The sequence below is a fragment of the Streptomyces sp. NPDC001787 genome (genome assembly GCF_040297465.1).
GTDB lineage: Bacteria > Actinomycetota > Actinomycetes > Streptomycetales > Streptomycetaceae > Streptomyces.
This window is the reverse complement of sequence record NZ_JBEOZE010000024.1, coordinates 113,827-130,611: the sequence shown is the minus strand read 5'-3', so window position 1 is coordinate 130,611 and position 16,785 is coordinate 113,827. Positions and strand designations below refer to the sequence as shown.

The window sequence follows — 16,785 nt, the reverse complement described above, 5'->3', positions numbered from 1 at the left end:
GTGGCGGGCGCCCTGGCCCGTGCTGGATCGATGCGGAGCGCGTACCGCCATCCTGGAGAGCCACAACTCCAGCCGGACCGACGTACCGTCCGGCAACTCCTCGCTACAGGACCGGGGTGCGACGAGCCTTCCTTCTCACTTCTCGTACTGGGTGAGCGCTAGGACGCCAGGCCCGACATGCCCCAGCCGCCGCTCGCTGCGGTGGGTGAACCTTCAGTCGGCGTACGCGACCCCGGCTCTGGCCGGGAGCGGACGCGAGGTCCTGGGGCCCGCCCCTTCGACGGTGACGACCGGGCCGAGGACGGCAAGGCGGATTCTCTCCTGGATCCGCTCGACGGAGCCGGGACGAAAGTCGCCCTTGAGCTGTCTTCCCTGACCGCCCCTGACCGTCAGGGCCTCTGGAAGAGCCTCGGCCAGCACTACGGCGAGCTGATCCTCGGCCTGCAAGCAGACCGGCTGGTCGAGTTGCTCCAGGCACGCACGTGAAGAGGTCGGCCACGCCACTGGCCGGACCGGCGGCCGACCAGCCGGCTGCTCACTGGTCCGCTGCCGCGACCCCGCCCCCGGCTCCGGGCAGCCGCGACGGTCACATCCGGCAGGAACAGGACCGCTGGGGCGACGGCTTCAGCACGTGTACCCGCGAGAGCGAGGAGCCTTTCGGCAGGGTGTGGTTCTCCGAGGCCGACGAGCCGGACGACGCCGACGAGCCGGACGAGTCCGGCTCGATTCCAACGAGTTCGACACCTGGTCCGCACTGACGGCGACCAACTCGGTATCCCCGCCGCCCTCGTGGGCCCGCCCGGTGGGTGGATGCGCGCGATGTGATGCAGCTCACTATGCCACTTGGGAGGTGTTTCATGTTTACCTACAGCTGTCCAACATTTGGAGGTTTGAATGGAGGGGTTGAGGGAGCCGCGCCGTGGCGCGACCCTGTCCGCCCAGGCCGCTGATCAACTACGGGAGCAGATCGCCTCCGGCCGCTGGCCGGTCGGTAGTCGGATACCTCCCGAACACGAGTTGGTCGCGACTCTCGGAATCAGTCGCAACACCGTGCGAGAGGCCTTGCGCGCCTTGGTGCATCTGGGCCTGCTGGAAGCCCGTGCCGGGGACGGCACCTACGTCCGGGTCGCCAGCGAGTTGGAGGCAGTGCTGGTGCGCAGGGCGGCAACGGCACACCTGTCCGATGTCTTCGAACTGCGCGCGGTATTGGAGGAGCATGCTGCGGGGCTGGCCGCGCAGCGTCGGACGAGCGCAGACGTGCAGCGATTGCGGGAGCTGCTGCACAAGGCGCAGGAGACCAACTGTGCCGGTGAGATGACCGCGTTGGCCGACGCCGATGGTTCATTCCACCTGGCGGTGGTGGAAGCCAGCGGGAACCGGTTGCTTGCCGAGGTCTACAAGCACTTGGGGAGCGCGCTGGCCGCAGCGGTCGCCGGGCTGACCTGGGGCAGTGATATCGCCGCCGAACACGACCACTGGCACACCACTCTCGTAGAGGCGATTGCCGAGGGAGACGCGGTGACTGCCCGCTCCGCCGCCTCCACGCTCGTGCGGATCAGCCGTCGGGCTGCGCCGGGGCAGGAGGGGGTGCAAGAGCGTGACCGTGCCGAAGGACGCTGACGCTCCCGTGGCCGAATCCGACGGCCGCCAGGGCGGAGCGCCTCGCGTGGGGCTGCTCCTGGTTGGGATCTTGCTCATTGCGGCGAATCTGCGGGCGCCGCTGACAGGTGTCGGTTCGGTGCTGCCGATGATCGAACACGACACCGGCTTGTCCAGCACCGCGGCAGGACTGCTCAACGCTCTGCCACTACTGGCTTTCGCGGCCACGTCACCGCTGGTGGGCAGGAGCGCGCAGCGCCACGGAACCGAGCGTGTCCTGTGGATCGCTCTGCTGGTGCTGACGGTCGGCATTGTGCTGCGCTCGCTGCCAGGCGTGGTGACCTTGTTCGTCGGCACCGTGATCATGGCAGCGGCGATCGCCTACGGCAACGTGCTGCTGCCCTCGTTGGTCAAGAGCACTGTTCCCGAACGGCGGATCGCCTCAGTCACCGGGCTCTACGTCACTGTCATGGGGCTGATAGCCGCGGTCTCCTCCGGGGTGTCCGTGCCCCTGGCTGACCATCTTCCCGGAGGATGGCATACCGCGTTGGGCTGCTGGGCGGTGCTGGCGCTGCTCGGAGTCCTGGCCTGGGCACCGCAACTGGCCCGCCGGCGGCCCGTAACTTCCACCGCCCCCGCAGCGGAGCAGGGGCACAGTCTGTGGCGTCACCCACTGGCCTGGCAGGTCAGTGCGTTCATGGGACTGCAGTCCCTCGGTTTTTACACCACGATCGCGTGGTTGCCCAGCATCGTGCACGACCACGGCGCCTCCGAAGGCGCCGCCGGCTGGCAGCTGTTCCTGCTCCAGGTGACCGGTCTGGCCTCCAGCAGTACTGTGCCCATCCTCGCACGCAGACTCACTGACCAACGGCTGCTGGCCGTCAGCGGTTCATTGATGTGCGCCACCGGATACCTGGGGCTGCTCCTGGCACCCGAGATGGCGACCGCCTGGAGTGTGCTGATCGGCCTTGGCGGCGGAGCCTGCCTGGTGTTGGCGCTGACGTTCCAAGGCCAGCGGGCGGCCGACGCGTCACAGGCCGCCGCGCTGTCCGGCATGGCCCAAAGCGTGGGCTACCTCCTGGCCGCCGTTGGACCCCTGCTGTTCGGCTCAGCCCACGACCTCGCCGGTGGGTGGACTGTCCCGCTCGGCCTTCTTGTCGCGCTGACCCTCGTACAGGGCCTCTTCGGCCTTGGCGCTGGTCGCGCCGTCCGCCTTCCGCAATCAACGAGCGCTCAGCCGGCACCGGAAAGGAATCAATCCGCATGAACGGAATGACCTGCTTCAGTTACTTGGACACTCCCATGGCAGCACCGCTGTCCATCACCGAACTCATGCCCGGCGCCAATAACGTCATGGAGTACACCGCCGTTGCCGCCGGCGAACAGGTACTGATCCTGACGGAGAATTCGGTGGACCCTGTGGTGGTGCAGGCACTGGCGGCAGCAGCCGCCTGTCGCAACGCCGAGGTGCACGTTCTGGCCGTTCCCCCATTCAGCGCGGGTGGCTGGGACTCCGAGCGGCCATCACCCATGCTGTCGGCCATCCACGCCGAGGCTGACGTGGTGCTCTCCTGCACATGGTGGGGTGAGGTGCACAGCGACCGCTTGTTCTTCGACGAGATCGCCAAGCGCAAGGCCCGGTTCCTCTCACTGCACCAGACCGCGACCGCATCGGCTCTGGCCACCGGTGCCCGCTTCCCGCTGGAGCTGTATTTCGCCTTGGAAGCCAAGGCGACCGCACAACTCGCCGCGGCCAGCGAGATCCGGGTAACCACCGCTGCAGGCACCGACGTGACCTTCCGTGACTTCGCCACCAGTGGCCATCATGCTCCTCTCATCGCTGGAATGTGGCGGCCCTTCCCTTACGGCGGCGTCAACTTCTACCCCAACCGCACCGACGGGCTGCTGGTCATCGAGGAGTCCACGGTCACCGGCACGCCGGCCGAACCCACCACGATCGAACTCACCAACAACGTGGTGACAGCGATCGAGGGCGCGACTGCCGCCACCGAGCTACGCCACTATTCACCGAGGGGCTACTACCTGCGGCACGCCCTGATCGGACTCAACCCGAAAGTGCGCTCAAGCGGTGGCACCCAGTTCGAACGGGAGAAGCACGCCGGTGCGTTCTACCTTGGCCTGGACGCCCTGACCGAGAAGGGAGAGCCCGACCGTAGCGGGCCAGGACACGCCCACTGCGACTGCCAGTTCGACAAGCCGACCATCACCATTGACGGCATACCCTTCATCGAGGACGGTCACCTCCGCCTTCTCGAAGATCCCGAAATCCGCGAACTGGCCGCACGGTTCGGTCCCGCCGATGTGCTGCTTGATTCCAATCCCCGAATGGTCCTACCTGCCAGATATGTGCGGTATTAACCACTGGCCTTGAGTGCGTCTTGCCGTAGGGCCTGACCGCAGGGGGGCGAGCGTTCCGTGAGCGGTTCCGGAGGGGAGCGGTCGTGATGTTCGCCGTCGGGCGGGGCAGTAGGGAGATCGCGAAGGAGCGACGGGTCGGTCGGTGTCCGGTCCGTGTGGCGGCGGGTCTGGCGGGAGGCCGGCCGGGGCGTGCTCCGTTCCCGTGGGCCGGTGTCCCGCCCGAACCCGGTCGACGTCCCGTCCGAAGCCGGCCGATGTGCTGTTCGCCGTACTTGAGTAGGAGTTGGCCAAGGGCACGGTCGCTCACGGCCGGCCGGACCAGTGGTGGACACCGGCCGGGATCGGGACGCTGATCGGCCGGGGATTCCACATGGGCATGACGCTGTCGGGATTCTCCCAGATGCTGCGGCGGCGCGGCTGGAACCACCGGGTTCCAGCCCGTCGTGCCGTCGAGCATGACGAGGCAGCCGTCGCCGGCTGGATGAAGGAGGTACGGGGCCGCACCTGAAACCACCGCGACGGCGCTCGGGGCCCCGGCTCGTCATCGAGGACGAGGGGCCGGATCCCCGATGACGCCGCCGACCTCCCGCATGTAGGGCGAGCCCGGATCGGCCCCGAACCGGCAGGCTTTTCACCCTAGTTGGTAAGTGCTGTGGTGGTATCGGTTGATGCCTCAGATGCCTCAGATGCCTCAGATGCCTCCGATGCCGTCGTGACGGTCCAAGCTCGTACGAGATCCGGGAACCTGCGGTAGCCGGATCCGGCCGTGATGGCCACGGACTTGGCGCGGTGGACGGTGCTCGCGGAACCGGTGGCCGCTTTGATGTCGCCGGTGAGGTTCACGGGGATGTCGTCGTCGATCATCTCGGCGCCGAACCGCTCGGCCAGGGTCCGCATGTTGGTCATGAGGTCTGGACCGTCGACTTCCTGGGGGAGGCCGGAGAAGTTCTCGACCGTGGTGGTGGTGGGGGAGCCGCCGACGAAGGTGCTGATGCCGAACGGCAGGGGCCTCAGCTGGGCGCGGGCGGTGTAGAGGGCGGCGTATCCGGCGGGGCCGGAGGCGATGATGATGACCTCGCGCATGTCGTTCACGCGGCGGGGCTTCGGGGCGGTCTCGTTGATCAGGTTCTCGACGAGGTTCTTGAGCTCGTCGCGGATCGGCCGGACGGATTCGATGCCCTGGCCTGCGGGGTCTTCGAGCTTCCGGTCGAGGTGGTGCTCTCCATCCTGTACCGCTTCCTCGCGGTCTGGATCCTTCTCGTCATGGGCCTCGGGCTCGGCCGCCTGATCCCCGGCCTGAACGACGCGCTCGTCAAGGTGGAGATCGGCGAAATCTCCCTGCTCGTCGCGGTCGGCCTGCCGATCACGACGTATCCGGTGCTGGCGAAGCCGCTACGACAAGCTCGACGCGGTCACGGGCGACCGGAAGCCGATGGTCTCCTCGCTGGTCATCAATCGGATCCGCGGCCCGCCGTCATTTTGGTGCTCGCCCGGATCGTCCTGGCGGGCAGCGCTTCCCTGAAGCGGGTCGCTGGGACGGAGGACGTTGCAGAGGCCATGGCGATGCTCACCAGCGACGATGCATGGTTCGTGACCGGCGTCGTGGTGCGGGTCGACGGCGGAACCACCGTGCCCCGATAGTAAGGTGCCTTATGGTTTGAGCTATCATTGGAAGGCACCTTATAGAGAGAAAACGAGGACGCCCTGCAATGCCCGCACCCTCCACCACCCTTGAATCACGTCACGCGTACCATCCACCGACGATCGACGCCGCGCCCCCTCAGCAGGGGGCCGGCGGAGTGAAGGGCGTCCTGCTGCCGGTAGTGATCGTGCTGGCCATCGGCTCCATCTTCGTCAGCGTGTTCCTGGCCGCGTTCCACGCGCCGAAGCCGCATGACCTGCCGGTCGCCGTCGTCGGTACGACCGCCCAGCTTGCGCAGGTCACCCAGGGTCTGGAGCGAGCGCTGCCCGGCGGTTTCGAGGTGAGGGGCTACGCCGACGAGGATGCGGCGCGCCGCGCCGTACAGGACCGGACTGTCTACGCCGCCTACGTGGTGGGCGCCGGGAAATCTGCCGAGTTGCTGTACGCGGGGGCCAACGGTCCGTCCGTGACGTCCACTGTCACGGGCGCGTTCTCCGGTGTCGCCCGGGCGAGCGGCGGTCATCTGAGTCAGCACGACGTCGCCCAGGCCTCGGCCGGCGACACACGCAGCATGTCGGTGTTCTACGCCGGCTTCGGTGTCGTCCTGGCCGGCTTCCTGTTCGGCATGATGACTTACCAGATGGCGCCCCGCCTGCTGTACCGGTGGCGGATGGCCAGTCTGGCCTCTTTCAGTATCCTCGGCGGCATCATCGTGGCGCTGATCGCCGGCAGCCTCGGCTTCGCCGCGCTTCCCGGCCCCTTCCTGGGCATCGCGGGGATCATCGCGCTGATGGCCGCAGCGGTCGGCGGTACGACCATGGTGTTCATGCGCCTGTTCGGCAAGGCCGGGATGTCGCTGGCCTCGGTGGTGCTGCTGACCTTCGGCAACAGCACCAGCGGCGGCACCCTGCCCAGCGCCTTTCTGCCGGGCTGGCTGCGGCCGCTCTCCGAAATCCTTCCGGTGGGAGTCGGCGTACGAGCCCTTCAGGGCGTGTCCCACTTCAACAACGACGGCCTGACCATCGGCATCGTCGTCCTGGCGGCCTGGATCGTGGTCGCCGCCGCGACGCTCTACCTGCGCGATGTCCGTGCCCCACGCCGCCGAGCCATCGGCTGACCTGCCTGTCCGGGCCGTGATTCGGCCACGACCAGACCACGGAATCCACCGGTCGCGGTGCGGCAGGGGACACCCGCACCGGTGGAGGCGTCGTGCGCGGGGACGGTGACGCCTGCGTGAAGCCCGGGACCACTCCCTTGTGGGCCGGGCCACAACGCCCGCAACAGTAAGGTGCATTCTCGTTAAACTGAGACCGTGACCGACGCAGCGTTCCCCACCACCGGATACCTTGCCTGGCAGTTCTCGCAGATCGTCGCCGGACGGCTGGAGCGGGAGCTGCGCGCGGAGGACCTCACCCTCGCCCAGCACAACGCCCTGACACAGACTGTCCGTACGCCGGGAGTTTCCGCAGCGGACATCGCGCGCCGATCCGGTATCACGGCTCAGTCGATGGGAGCTGCGGTGAGCCAACTCGTCGAGCGTGGGCTGCTGCTGCGTGAGCCGCACCCGACCAGCCGCCGCAGCATGTGTCTGTACGTCACCGACGAGGGGCGCGCCACCGCGACCCGAGCCGATTCGATCTTGTGCCGGGTCGAGTCCACGACGACCTTGCCGCTCTCACCTGACGACAAGGAGGCCCTTCACGACGTGCTGTACCGCCTGGTCGAGGAGCTGAACCCCGACGCCGTCGCAGGTGCCGAGGCGCCCAAGACCACGCCCCGGAGCACCAACTGAACGGGCGCCCGCACACCCCTCGTCCTCGTGAACGCAGCGAGCACAATCTTGACACCTGACGTCGGCTCGGTAAGTGACAAGGAGCAGCGCTCTGGCCGCGCCGTGAGCGTCTCACGGCGCATCGCAATAGGGAGGGATCGTGACGGTACTCACAGGCAAGGCAGCTGTCGTTACGGGAGGGGCGCGGGGGATCGGCCGGGCCATTGTGCTGCGGCTCGCGCGGGACGGGGCAAGTGTGGTCTTCAACTACGCGCAGAACCGGGAAGCCGCGGAGGAAGTCGTCCGGCAGGCTCAGGAGGAAGGCGGGAACGTCTTTGCGGTCCAGTTGGATCTGGCACAGCCCAGTGCGGCCGAGGATCTGTTAGGTACTGCGGAGCATCAGCTCGGGGGCCTGGACATTCTCGTCAACAACGCGGCTCTGCATACCGAAGTCGTGCCTCTCGCGCAGACGGAGGAGGCCGATTTCGACAGAGTGATGGCCGTGAACGCAAAGTCGGTCTTTCTTACGGTGCGTTACGCGGCGCGGCACATGCGTGATGGCGGCCGGATCGTGAACATCTCTACTCTGAACACAGTTTTTCCAGCCCCTGGGAACGCCCCGTACGCAGCGAGCAAGGGCGCCCTCGAACAGTTGTCGCTGGTGGCTTCACGCGAACTGGGTGCCCGTGGCATCACGGTCAACACCGTGTCGCCAGGTGCCACGGACACCGATTTCCTCAGAGGGGCCAACACTCCCGAGGGTTTGGCGATGGCCGTTGGAATGACGTCGCTCGGACGCCTCGGCCTGCCCGGGGATGTGGCCGACGTCGTCGGCTTCCTTGCGGGCCCTGATGGACGCTGGGTGACGGGTCAGAACATTCGGGCCAACGGTGGCGTCCTCTAGTACCAAGGCCGTGAAGTTTTGCCGGTTGGGCCGGGTTGTCAAGGGCCTGCGGGTGCGAGAATTTCTGGATGTCCCCTGCGTGAGCGGTGCACCAAGGCCGAGGCCGGACGCATCCTGATGATCCGCCCCCACCACGACTTACTCGCCGCCGCCCGTCATCAAGCCGCCACCGACTCCGACTGGCAAGCCGACTACCGCCACTGGAGACCACCGGTCGAACGCGCCGTCGCCTGTCTCGTCCACCTAGGCAACCGCTAATTCTGCTACTGCGGCACCACCATCAAGAACGACACCTGGCTCCACACCCGAGCAGCCGTCCTCAACCTCCGCCGACTGATCAACCTCGGACTCACCCGAACGAACAGCACCTGGACGATCAACCCGGCCACCGCATAGACCGAGGGGTCGTTCGGTTTACGGCTGAACGACCCCTCAGCAAGATCTTCATGAGTCTTCTAGCCGTTGTTGCGGGTCCAGGTTTCCGCGGAGCAGCTGCCGCTGGAGCTGCATATGGCCACCCGGATGCCGCTGCCCTGGCTTCCGTACGCGTTCGGATATGTACTGTCCTCGTAGAAATCCTTGTTGCAGCGGCCCCAGGTACCCGTGACGGAGATCGCGCATTCGCCCTGGCGGTAAAGCTGCCAAGAGCTGCCGTTCCACAGGTAGTTGCTCCAGCGGGCGTATGCGCCACTCGTGTTCGCGACCAGATAAATCCCGTCTCCGTACATCTGGAAGCACGATTCACCGGCACTGGACTCCGCACAGGGGCCCGTGCTGTAAACGGGGCCACCGAGCACCGCTTGATCGTATTCCGTTGCCGCAGCCGACACGCCGGCAACGGCCGACGCCGTATCCGAATTCGCCGCTGCGGGGCTTGCCGAGGTGGCCAGGCCGATGGTCATCAGCACGGCCACGACCGCTCCGAAATTCCGTGCTCGCTTGATGGTGTTCCGTAACACAAACCCTCCTTCGCTGGCACCAGCGTCCACGCTGTCCGGACGGTGGCGCTCAAGGCTCCCGAAGTGCATGAAAGGACCGTCGGATTGGCGGGAAGTCGGAATTTCTCCGCACCGAAGACCCCCGTCCCCCAAGGTGCCTCGTAGTTCAGGCACCGGCATGTCCGCAGACGAGCATCGCTCATGACTCGCCGAGCCGTCCAGGAAACAATGAGTCAGCCTGACGGCTCATTCGTGGGGGCCGGTGGCGCATCCGGACTGTAATAGTCGTAGGACGCCGTGTCGATCAGGTAGACGCCGAGGTAAGTGGCGATCCGGCCCGGATCATGCCCGGTCCCACGCGGCCGAAGCAGCCTGAGCGCGGTGGAGTACGCGGCGGTGAGCCCGGTGGCATCAGCGAGATCAGCCAGTAACCGTGCCCCGGCATGACCGACCACCCCCGAACCATCTGCACTGACCTGGATCTTGGGACGCAACCCGATAGCCTGCACGTAGAAAGTGCCCTCTGCCTGGACCGACAGAACCCCTCAGCAAGGTTCATCGTCCCAGGTCAGGAAGGCACTTTCGCGTTTTTGCCCCAACAGCTCCCGTAACCAAACGAAACGGCGAGGCTAAAGGTTGTCCCGTAACCACGGCTCATCCCCGCGAGGGCGGGTCGCTCCGCGCTCCCGGGGTTAGCCGAAGATGAGCTTGACGTCCTTGTCCACGCAGAACCGCAAAACGGTGATCAACTGCCTGACATCTTCGATGCGCCGTCGGATAACAGGGTCGCTGTCGTCAGACTGTCGCTGGTCGAGGATGGCTTCCAGCCGGGGCAGCATGGCCGCGCATTGAGCGGGCGTCAGATCAGGGCCATCGTCGTCTGGATGGTTGAGCAGTGGCGCCAGCGTGGTGGAGACCCTGCACCACGGGCGTTCTCCGCCGAACCCGCTCATCTCGGTGAGGGTGACGCCCTCGGCCTGGGTCAACCAATGCCTGAACATGCTGAATCCGGTGTATGACCAGGACACGTCCGGGCTCGCCACGTCGTCGTCGCCCGGAAAGAGCATCAGTCCCACCTTGTCCCCCTTGGTCGCTCGTAGCCCAGGATCGCCGTGGGAAAGGGTGTCGGCAACTGAAATGATCTCCGGATGGCTGGTCTGATCACGGCGTCCGAGCCGTCCTGGATAGCCCCGTTCACCGGGCTGAGCCCGCGCTGTTTCGGCAGGCTGGTGACGGCTGTGCGCCGCGAGATTGCGGCCAAAGCGCATCGCGGGCGCCCCTGGGGGCTGCCGCTGGAGGACCGCATCCTGCTGGTCGCCGCTTACTGGCGAACGAACTTGACGATGCGCCAGATCGCCCCGCTGTTCGGCATCTCGAAATCGGCGGCCGACCGGATCATCAACCACCTCGGGCCAAAGATCGCGCTCCATCCACGCAAGCGGTTCGCGAAGGACACCGTGCTCATCGTGGACGGCACCCTGGTCCCCCCCCCGGGACCGCACGATCGCCGAGCAGTCGAAGAACTACCGCTACTCCACGGCCCATCAGGTCGTCATCGACGCCGACACCCGGCTGGTCGTCGTGGTCGGCCGGCCTCTGCCCGGTAACCGGCACGACTCCCGCGGCTGGGAGGAATCCGGCACCAAGGATGCCGTCGGCAAGACCGTGACCATCGCCGACGGCGGCTACCAGGGCACCGGCTTGGTCATCCCGCACCGTAGGACCAAGGGCGAGGACCTCCCCACCTGGAAAGAAGAACACAAACGCTCCCACAAACGCGTCCGGCCCCGCGTCGAGCACACCTTCGCCCGTATGAACGGCTGGAAGATCCTGCGCGACTGCCGCCTCAAGGGCGACGGCGTCCACCACGCCATGCTCGGCATCGCTCGCCTGCATAACCTCAACCTCGGTGGATGGCAGGTGAGCTCATGCAGTGGCCGGCCACGTCAAAGCCGACCTCAAGATCAGTTACGGGACAACCTTCAATGGCATAAATACCGTCCGCGTGGAGCCGCGTCACGCCGACAACAGCCCCTGCGAGCACGTCGTGCGGTTTCGCCGGACATGAGGAGGAGCCCCGGTAGAACTGGCAGTCGACCAAGACAAGCCGTTCACAAAGACCGGAGGCTCCGCTGTCTGGACAGACTGCCATCACGCGTGCCGTCACGGTGGCCGGAGGCCGGTTTGCGCCCGGTCATCTCGGCGAGCTCACTCAACTCGTGCCTTTCGAGATGGTCGACGAGGCACTGATCGCCACCAGGGCCGTGCAGGCACGGCTGCGGGATCTGCCCTCCCGCGTCATGGTCTACCTGACCCTGGCCGCGTGCCTGTTCCCGGAGACTGGCTATCCGGGGGTATGGCGCAAGCTCACCGGGGCGCTGGTCGGCTTGCCGGTAGCCGCGCCGACGGCGAGTGCGCTGGCCCAGGCCCGCCGCCGCGTCGGAGCGAAGCCGCTGCGGTGGCTGTTCGACCTGCTACGCGGCCCGGCCGCCGACGTCGGCACCGCCGGTGTGTGGTGGCGGGAGCTGCTGGTGGTCGCACTCGGCGGCACCATCCTGACCGTGCCTGACACCTCCGCCGTCTTGACCAGGTTCACCAAACAGGCGGGCAACCACGGCGGGACCGGATACCCGCAGGTCCGCCTGCTCGCCCTGGTCGCCTGCGGCACCCGCACCCTCATCGACGCGGTCTTCGGCCCCACCACCTCGGGCGAGACCACCTACGCGCCACGCCTGCTGCCCAGCCTCCGGGCCGGGATGATCCTGCTCGCCGACCGCAACTTCGCCGCCCAGAAGCTGGTGGCCGACATCGCCGCCACTGGTGCCGATGTCCTGGTCCGGCTCAAGAACAGCCGCACAATGCCCGTCCTGGCCCGCTACCGGGACGGCTCCTACCTCTCCACCCTCGGCCCGGCACGAGTCCGCGTCATCGACTGCGAGATCACCGTCACCACCACCGCCGGGAAACACACCTGCCTCTGCCGGCTCACCACCACCCTGCTCGATCACCACCCCCACCCGGCAGCCGAACTCGCCACCCTGTATCACCAGCGCTGGGAGATCGAAACCGCCTACCTGGAACTGAAGTCGACCATCCTCGGCGGCCGCGTCCTGCGGTCCCGCACTCCCCAAGGCATCGACCAGGAGATCTACGTCCTGCTCGTGGTCTACCAACTGCTGCGCACCGACATGGCAGACGCCACCAGCACCCGCCCGGGCACCGACCCCGACCGGGCCGGCTTCTCCATCGCCTGGCAGGCCGCCCGTGACCAGATCATCCTGGCCGCAGGCGTCATCGCAGGCACCGTCATCGACCTGACCGGCACCATCGGCCGACACGTCCTGGCCAACCTGCTGCCCGTACGGCGGCTACGCGTCAGCCCCCGCATCGTCGAACGCGCCATCTCCAAGTACCAGGCCCGAGGCCCCCGCATCGACCGCACCAGCTACAAAGCCACCACTGGCATCGAAATCCTCGCACCCGCAGGCCCTTGACAACCCGGCCCAACCGGCAAACTTCACGGCCTTGCCTCTAGTACTCCAGCTGTAGATAGTGATCTTCGTGTGGTGGCCATCGTCTGGTGTCACCAGCGGGCGACAAGCGTCTCGTCTCTGCCTCGGTTGCGGTACAGCCAGGTGGTCCCGGGCGCGACATTCCCGGTCAGATAGCCGACGATGGGCTCCCGCTGTGTTGCGCTGTCCAGCTCGCGGAGCAGCTTCAGGGCGTCGGGCAGGGGGAAGAAGGCGGCCTGTTGGATGTCGTCGTCCTGTGGCGCGATGTCCCCCGACCACTCGTCGATCTCGAAGGCAACGGCCAGTGCCGAAGGGTAGGGCTCGGAGTCGATGTGCATGAGGAATGCGGTCCGCACCGGGTCGCCTACCAGCAGGCCGGTCTCCTCCCGTAGCTCGCGCCGGAGGGCTTCGTGCATGAGTTCGCCGTCCTCGACCCCGCCACCGGGCAGCGACCAGAGGATCTCGTCGGCGGCGCCGAGACTCTCTCGCACGAGCAGGATCTCGTCGCCTTGGCGGATGATGCCAATGACCAGCTGCACCCGGGGTTTTGGAGCCTTCGAATCCTCTGCCGTCATGCCGCAGACCGTACGTGATGGCCAGCGCGCGGATAGCCAGGGCCGGTGCGGTGACGGGCGCGGCCACCGTTGATCATCGTGAGTTGTGTGGACTGACGAAGAGACGGTGGCCGCAGGTCACAGCATGGATCCAGGCCGTTGGCGGGAGGTGTTCGAGGTGGGCACGGGCCGCGTCGCAGGCCGGTGCATCCGGGTCGAACCCCGGCTGCGGCCGGGCGGTTGGTACTGGGGCTGCTGTCGGACTGCCGCGCACGAACTGCTGGACGATCGCGGAGTGGGCCGGGGAGAAGGTCTCCCAAGGCAATGCAGTGCCTGCTGTGCCGGGCCGCCTGGGATGCCGATGCCGATGCCGATGCCGTGCGGGACGACGTGCGCGAGTACGTCGTCGAACATCTCCACGACGAGGTGGCAGTGCTGGTCGTGGATGGGACCGGCGATGTGAAGAAGGGCACCCGCACCGTCGGGGTTCAGCGCCAGTACACCGGAACCGCCGGACGGATCGAGAACTCCCAGGTTGCCGTCTACCTCGTCTGGGCCGTCATCGACTTCACCGCCCCGGGGCCCGGCCACCGTCAGCTGTTGATCCGGCGCAACCGCACCACCGGAGAACTCGCCTACTACCGCTGCCATTCCGCCGGGCCGGTCCCGTTGCACACCCTGGTCAGGACGGCCGGATCCAGGTGGCGGGTGGAGGAGACCTTCCAGACCGAGAAGGGCCTGGCCGGACTCGATGAACACCAGGTCCGCCGTTACCCGTCCTGGAGCCCGCTGGGTCACCCTCGCCATGCTCGCTCATGCCTTCCTCGCCGTCGTCCGCGCAGACAAACACACATCGCGCCGGACCGGACGACCTGGCGCCGCTGACCTGCAACGAGATCCAGTCGAGGTCGCCGTACACATCGCACGTTCCGCGGGGCCAACCTCTATGCGCATGGGTCAAGGCATCGAGGAGTGGTCCTCTGAAGCAGGGTCGTGCAACCGCCGCGTGGTTTTTCGGGCGGGCTTCTGTGTGCTTCCTCCCGACTGTCTCTCCGTGACGCTCAGCGGAACCGTCGGCCGGGCTCTCCGCCGTTCCGCAGCTCCGCATTCTCGCGGGGCCGCGCTGCCCGTGAAGGGCGGCGGTCCCACGCCCCCTGTCCCGACGAAGTCGGCCGAGCCGTCCTCCCGCAGGCGCCCGGCCCCGTGACCGCGGCCTGCCGTGAGCAGAGGGATCACGAGGATCGGCAGGAACCAGACCAGCACGATGAGCCGGTAGTCGTTCATTATGGCGAGGTTGGGGTGGCCGGCTTGGTTGAGCAGGCCGGACAGTGCCGTCGCGGAGGCGAGCAGTCCGAGGACCGCGGGCCGTCGCACCAGGGCCCAGGCGGCGAGGGCCAGTGCGATGAGGAGCTCGGGGTGGGTCAGCTGATGCTGCAACCAGGCCGGCCAGAAGGTCAGTTCGCGCTCGATGAAGTGGGTCCAGGGGGAGGCGACGTCCGGACGCCGGTAGTGGTGGGTCAGGAGGTCCTGGGCACTGTCCTGTCCGGTGGGCCATCGCAGCACGTGCGTCGTCGTCTGCATGACGATGGTCAGGACGCCGCAGAGGGCGAACAGTCCGAGCGCGGGCCGCGTTGGCCGACTGTGCCGCTTTCGGTACCAGGCGAGTCCCGCAAAGGCCCCGGTGAGGACGGCTGCCAGGAGCAGCGCCTGGGAGTAGCGAGCGAGGAAGGCCGACAGGAGCCCGCCGACGACCATCGCTGTTCCGGCCCGCCGCTTCCCGTTCAGGGTCAGTGCGCAGCCGAGCACCACCCCGGCCGTGCAGGCCATGGTGAGCCCGTCGGCCATGGGGCGCATCGCGGTGGCGCCGGTGGGCAGGGTGAGATACAGGGCCTGCCCGGTCAACGCGGCAGGCCGGGTGGCACCGCTCGTACGGAGCGCGGCCAGAACGCAGAGACTTCCCGCCACCGCGACGGTCACGCCGGCCAGCCAGATGCCCCAGACAAGGCCGAACGCGGCGATGAACGGCACGAGCAGCAGCGGGTACCCGGGACGTGCCTCGTAGATCGCCATGAAGCGGGAGTTGAGGAACGGCCCGGTCATGCCGGAGGTATTGCCCTGCCGGGTCCAGTACGCGGCCGATGCGGTCAGGCGCCGCACACATTCCCGCGGGGTCTCCGTCGGGCGGCCGTTCCCGGACCAGGGAATCCAGGTCGGCGGCCTCTCGGCCTGGTCGGCGCATACGTAGTCGATCGCGTGAGCGGTGGCCGAGGTCCGGCTTTCCCCGCTCAGGCTGAGGGCGTAGGAGATGTAGTTCTTGGAGTCCGGGGAGTCCCGGCCGGTCACCGCCGTCAGCTGAACCCCGACGAAAACGACCGCGATCAGCACGGCGCACATGATTCCGGTGCGGAACGGGGTGGTGCGTCGGCGCATGTCGCGTCCTCAGGGAGAGACGATCGGTCGACAGGCCAACGAGGGAGGCCGGGACGGGTTCCGTCCTCGCTCACACCATCAGGTGACCACCGTTGCCGTTCCAACCGGAGGGCAGGTTGGCCAGGCACCGACCGGGATCGAGCGTGACTTCCCGGCCCTTGTAGTCGTAGGCCTTGTGGAGCGTCACAGCATGGTCGGTGTAGTTGACGACGGAGCTGCTCTGGTCGTCGAACCCGTGGCTGACCAGGTTGGGCACGTTCTCGTCGGCGGCCGGGATCATGCCGTTGTCGTAGCCGCAGTCGTTGAACCCGTGGTCGAGGTACAGGCAGACACCCGCGCAGTAGCAGTTGGCCGTTGGTGAGATGTCCGCGGCTGACAGCTTGAACCTGCCGTAGGGTTCCCACGGGTCCGGAACAGCGGGGACGGCTCCAGCCGCTCGGGGGCGGTGAGGTCCTGGAGGAGTCAGTGGTGGTCGTGCGCGAGTAGCCGGCGTGTGGCATCCGCAGCGAAGTCGGACACGGTCGCCAGTTCGTCACCCTGGTCGATTCTGCGGATGCACGCATCGACAACGGCCTGGAGCACGGCGACGGTCAGCTCCGGCTGTGGCTCGCCCAGTTCTCGGACGATCCGGGCGAGTGCCTCGTGCAGTGAGGTGTGCAGGTTCTTCACACGCTCCCGCGCCGACGGGGAGAGCGAGCCGCGCGAGAGCGATGCCCTCCAGCCGTGGGTGCCGCGCGCGGCCTGTTCGAGGTTGGCTCTGACGTAGGCGGCTGCCTGCTCCTCGGGGGCGGCTTCTGCCGCGATGGCCCGCTCCACTGCCTCGATCCAGGCGGGGAACTCGCGGGTCACCACAAGTTCGAGCAGGTCTTCGATGGAGTCGAAGTAACGGTAGATGCTGTTGCGGGCGATGCCTGCCCGCGCGGCGACTGCGCCGGCGGTGAGGCTCTCCACGCCGCCCTCGTTCAGGATTGCCTCTGCCGCGTCGATCAGCTGAGCGAGCCGCTGGGCCCGGTGCTCACGGACACTTCCGGCTTCGATCTTGGGCATTCTCTCCGC

At 67.2% G+C, this 16,785-nt stretch carries 19 protein-coding genes and 4 pseudogenes; 15 read left to right on the top strand and 8 right to left on the bottom strand.

The features are described 5' to 3' along the window. Positions 1-201 precede the first annotated feature (201 nt). From ABT170_RS28575 to ABT170_RS28550, 6 genes are all read left to right on the top strand, one after another. Positions 202-486: a hypothetical protein gene (locus ABT170_RS28575; RefSeq protein WP_351872130.1), complete on the top strand. Its 285-nt coding sequence runs from the start codon at positions 202-204 to the stop codon at positions 484-486. After that, positions 483-758 (top strand): hypothetical protein, encoded by a 276-nt coding sequence (locus tag ABT170_RS28570; protein ID WP_351872127.1) that lies wholly within the window; start codon positions 483-485, stop codon positions 756-758. Before ABT170_RS28575 ends, ABT170_RS28570 begins: the two co-directional genes overlap by 4 nt. Positions 759-894: 136 nt before the next feature. Next, positions 895-1,620 (top strand): FadR/GntR family transcriptional regulator, encoded by a 726-nt coding sequence (locus ABT170_RS28565; RefSeq protein ID WP_351872124.1) that lies wholly within the window; start codon positions 895-897, stop codon positions 1,618-1,620. Next, the gene (locus ABT170_RS28560; RefSeq protein ID WP_329940789.1) at positions 1,598-2,866 is read left to right on the top strand and encodes a CynX/NimT family MFS transporter; all 1,269 of its coding nucleotides are present in this window, start codon (positions 1,598-1,600) and stop codon (positions 2,864-2,866) included. Before ABT170_RS28565 ends, ABT170_RS28560 begins: the two co-directional genes overlap by 23 nt. Further along, positions 2,863-3,978: a 2,5-dihydroxypyridine 5,6-dioxygenase NicX family protein gene (locus tag ABT170_RS28555; RefSeq protein ID WP_329940788.1), complete on the top strand. Its 1,116-nt coding sequence runs from the start codon at positions 2,863-2,865 to the stop codon at positions 3,976-3,978. Before ABT170_RS28560 ends, ABT170_RS28555 begins: the two co-directional genes overlap by 4 nt. 283 nt (positions 3,979-4,261) lie before the next feature. Beyond that, complete coding sequence (locus tag ABT170_RS28550; RefSeq protein ID WP_351872119.1) at positions 4,262-4,486, top strand: helix-turn-helix domain-containing protein; 225 nt, start codon at positions 4,262-4,264, stop codon at positions 4,484-4,486. A gap of 236 nt (positions 4,487-4,722) precedes the next feature. On the opposite strand, the pseudogene ABT170_RS28545 reads toward ABT170_RS28550, so the two are convergent. Then, positions 4,723-5,070, bottom strand: a pseudogene (locus ABT170_RS28545) (NAD(P)/FAD-dependent oxidoreductase); the annotation flags it as partial. Positions 5,071-5,241: 171 nt separating this feature from the next. Here ABT170_RS28545 and ABT170_RS28540 point away from each other — a divergent pair. The 6 genes and pseudogenes from ABT170_RS28540 to ABT170_RS28515 form a co-directional block, all read left to right on the top strand. Continuing rightward, positions 5,242-5,449, top strand: a pseudogene (locus ABT170_RS28540) (ACR3 family arsenite efflux transporter); the annotation flags it as partial. A gap of 11 nt (positions 5,450-5,460) precedes the next feature. Continuing rightward, entirely contained in the window at positions 5,461-5,619 is a 159-nt protein-coding gene (locus ABT170_RS28535; protein ID WP_329940817.1) for an SDR family oxidoreductase, read from the top strand. A gap of 68 nt (positions 5,620-5,687) precedes the next feature. Beyond that, positions 5,688-6,737 (top strand): ABC transporter permease, encoded by a 1,050-nt coding sequence (locus tag ABT170_RS28530; protein WP_351872116.1) that lies wholly within the window; start codon positions 5,688-5,690, stop codon positions 6,735-6,737. A gap of 195 nt (positions 6,738-6,932) precedes the next feature. After that, a complete protein-coding gene (locus ABT170_RS28525; protein WP_329940785.1) occupies positions 6,933-7,412 on the top strand; it encodes a MarR family winged helix-turn-helix transcriptional regulator in 480 nt (159 codons plus the stop codon). Positions 7,413-7,551: 139 nt separating this feature from the next. Continuing rightward, positions 7,552-8,295, top strand: a complete 744-nt coding sequence (locus ABT170_RS28520) for an SDR family oxidoreductase (RefSeq protein WP_351872113.1) — start codon at positions 7,552-7,554, stop codon at positions 8,293-8,295. A gap of 18 nt (positions 8,296-8,313) precedes the next feature. Further along, positions 8,314-8,553, top strand: coding sequence for a transposase (locus tag ABT170_RS28515; protein WP_329940783.1), 240 nt, complete (start codon positions 8,314-8,316; stop codon positions 8,551-8,553). 197 nt (positions 8,554-8,750) lie between these two features. Here ABT170_RS28515 and ABT170_RS28510 read toward each other — a convergent pair whose 3' ends face one another. The 3 genes and pseudogenes from ABT170_RS28510 to ABT170_RS28500 form a co-directional block, all read right to left on the bottom strand. After that, a complete protein-coding gene (locus ABT170_RS28510) occupies positions 8,751-9,209 on the bottom strand; it encodes a hypothetical protein (RefSeq protein ID WP_326681612.1) in 459 nt (152 codons plus the stop codon). A gap of 323 nt (positions 9,210-9,532) precedes the next feature. Then, positions 9,533-9,772, bottom strand: a pseudogene (locus tag ABT170_RS28505) (IS1380 family transposase); the annotation flags it as partial. A 153-nt stretch (positions 9,773-9,925) separates the two neighbouring features. After that, positions 9,926-10,309, bottom strand: a complete 384-nt coding sequence (locus ABT170_RS28500; RefSeq protein WP_329940782.1) for a hypothetical protein — start codon at positions 10,307-10,309, stop codon at positions 9,926-9,928. Positions 10,310-10,381: 72 nt separating this feature from the next. Between ABT170_RS28500 and ABT170_RS28495 the strand changes: the two are divergent. Both ABT170_RS28495 and ABT170_RS28490 read left to right on the top strand, forming a co-directional pair. After that, a pseudogene (locus tag ABT170_RS28495) lies at positions 10,382-11,147 on the top strand (transposase); the annotation flags it as partial. Between the two features lie 254 nt (positions 11,148-11,401). Continuing rightward, complete coding sequence (locus ABT170_RS28490; RefSeq protein WP_351872108.1) at positions 11,402-12,727, top strand: IS4 family transposase; 1,326 nt, start codon at positions 11,402-11,404, stop codon at positions 12,725-12,727. Positions 12,728-12,816: 89 nt separating this feature from the next. Here ABT170_RS28490 and ABT170_RS28485 read toward each other — a convergent pair whose 3' ends face one another. Then, positions 12,817-13,320 (bottom strand): NUDIX hydrolase, encoded by a 504-nt coding sequence (locus ABT170_RS28485; RefSeq protein WP_329940779.1) that lies wholly within the window; start codon positions 13,318-13,320, stop codon positions 12,817-12,819. A 183-nt stretch (positions 13,321-13,503) separates the two neighbouring features. On the opposite strand from ABT170_RS28485, the gene ABT170_RS28480 reads away from it, so the two are divergent. Then, the gene (locus ABT170_RS28480) at positions 13,504-14,184 is read left to right on the top strand and encodes a transposase (protein ID WP_351872105.1); all 681 of its coding nucleotides are present in this window, start codon (positions 13,504-13,506) and stop codon (positions 14,182-14,184) included. A 72-nt stretch (positions 14,185-14,256) separates the two neighbouring features. Here the strand turns inward: ABT170_RS28480 and ABT170_RS28475 are convergent, their stop codons facing one another. The 3 genes from ABT170_RS28475 to ABT170_RS28465 form a co-directional block, all read right to left on the bottom strand. Next, on the bottom strand, positions 14,257-15,729 hold the full coding sequence (locus tag ABT170_RS28475) for a hypothetical protein (RefSeq protein WP_351872102.1): 1,473 nt from the start codon (positions 15,727-15,729) through the stop codon (positions 14,257-14,259). Positions 15,730-15,799: 70 nt separating this feature from the next. After that, entirely contained in the window at positions 15,800-16,093 is a 294-nt protein-coding gene (locus ABT170_RS28470; protein WP_351872196.1) for a peptidase inhibitor family I36 protein, read from the bottom strand. A 98-nt stretch (positions 16,094-16,191) separates the two neighbouring features. Continuing rightward, a complete protein-coding gene (locus ABT170_RS28465; protein WP_329940776.1) occupies positions 16,192-16,776 on the bottom strand; it encodes a TetR/AcrR family transcriptional regulator in 585 nt (194 codons plus the stop codon). Between the last annotated feature and the right edge of the window lie 9 nt (positions 16,777-16,785).